The organism is Dietzia natronolimnaea (assembly GCF_002289575.1).
Lineage (GTDB): Bacteria > Actinomycetota > Actinomycetes > Mycobacteriales > Mycobacteriaceae > Dietzia > Dietzia natronolimnaea_A.
The window spans coordinates 1-1,312 of record NZ_NTGA01000087.1; the positions used below are offsets into that span (position 1 = coordinate 1).

Here is a 1,312-nt window from a genome sequence, read left to right on the forward strand (position 1 = left end):
CGCCGCCAGCAACCGCGACGACCGGTGGGTCACGCCCAAACTCTTCGGCGGCGGCATCAACGTCGCCGTCACGATCGCCGCGTGATCAATCGTGCGCGGCCGGCCAGAACGTTTCTCATCGACCAGGCCCGCGATGCCCTTGTCCTCATACCTGGATCGCCACAGATTCACCTTCGGACGCGACGCTCCAGCCAGCTCCGCGATCTCAGCATTGCGCCGACCCTCCGTGGCCAGCAACACGATCCGCGCCCGCTGCACCATCCCCGCCGACATCGACTGCGAACGGGTCATCCTCTCGAGCTCCTCGCGATCGCCGGGACGCAACATCAATGCCGGGGCAGGTCGATTCGCCATGCCCCATGATTTCACAAACCCAACCGTAAAACTACTTCACACGCGCGACACTAGGCTGTTCACTCCGTCGCGGCCTCCGGCAGGTTGCAGGGCGAAGTCCTAGGGCTGATTGTTCGACACGCGCTGGTAAATAAATGGTTGACCGGCCTGCGTGGTGCTCAGGGTGGCGGCACCGATGTGAGACTTGGCGAGGGACGGTAGGTGAGGGCCGCGAGCGTCACTTGCGCGGCCAGCACCTCGTTGAGGGCTTTGAGTTCTTGAACTTCGGCCGTGAGAGACTCCACCTTTTCCGTATTGTCATTTCGGGTTCGGTCTCTATTTGCAGCTTGATAAATTTCGATGAGTTCTTTTAGATCGAGGTGTTTGTGGGTAAGCGTCGTTCGTGCGAGACCAGCTTCCTGGGCTATCGCTTTGACTGATAGCCGTCCCGAACTACTTTCGGATTCACCTTTCAGGGTCCGAATGAGCGCGGCAATGAGTTTGTCGCGTTCTTCTGCATCATCACCGCGTCGGGTCATGAATTGTTCTCTCCTTGTTCGTGTCGGGTGATTTCCTTGGTAAGTTCGTCCGCGATTTGCTGGTTGCGCGCTGCCAGCGGGGCGGGTAAGTAGTCGATTTCAGCGAGTAGTTGGTCGCGTTGCCGCGTCTTCTCTTGGAAGTGGCGGTCGAGCAGGGCGATGTTGGGGCAGCCGCGTTGGCAGTTGGTGAGGTCTGGTGTCCCCGTGTCGCGGTTGGTAGTTCGGGTGGGGTGGCAGAGGGCGGTGGCGGCAACGTACGAGCAGACGTTGTGGGCGTGCCCGTTGTCGTGAATGAGAGTGAGTCCGGATCGTTTGAAACGCTCGAGTGCTGCTTCGGTTTTGACCTCGCCGGCGAACTCGGCAGCAAAGGCGGTGACGCCATCACGGACGCGATTCGCGGCCGGGCCGCTAACCCCGCTGATTCATGGAGTGCGAGGACG

3 protein-coding genes are annotated in these 1,312 nt (G+C 60.5%); 1 reads left to right on the forward strand and 2 read right to left on the reverse strand.

The genetic code is table 11. The annotated features are described in order from the left end of the window. Both CEY15_RS17725 and CEY15_RS18335 read right to left on the reverse strand, forming a co-directional pair. On the reverse strand, positions 1-291 hold a 291-nt coding region (locus tag CEY15_RS17725), incomplete at its 3' end, for a helix-turn-helix domain-containing protein (protein ID WP_245847725.1). A 221-nt stretch (positions 292-512) separates the two neighbouring features. Then, a complete protein-coding gene (locus CEY15_RS18335) occupies positions 513-872 on the reverse strand; it encodes a hypothetical protein (RefSeq protein WP_141244337.1) in 360 nt (119 codons plus the stop codon). Positions 873-1,012: 140 nt separating this feature from the next. On the opposite strand from CEY15_RS18335, the gene CEY15_RS18645 reads away from it, so the two are divergent. Beyond that, positions 1,013-1,312, forward strand: a 300-nt coding sequence (locus tag CEY15_RS18645; RefSeq protein ID WP_217987124.1) for a hypothetical protein, incomplete at its 3' end; no start/stop codon positions are given.

Excerpts from the sequence above, each read along its gene's own strand:
- CEY15_RS18335 (WP_141244337.1), bottom strand. The coding sequence starts at position 872 with ATGACCCGACGCGGTGATGATGCAGAAGAACGCGACAAACTCATTGCC.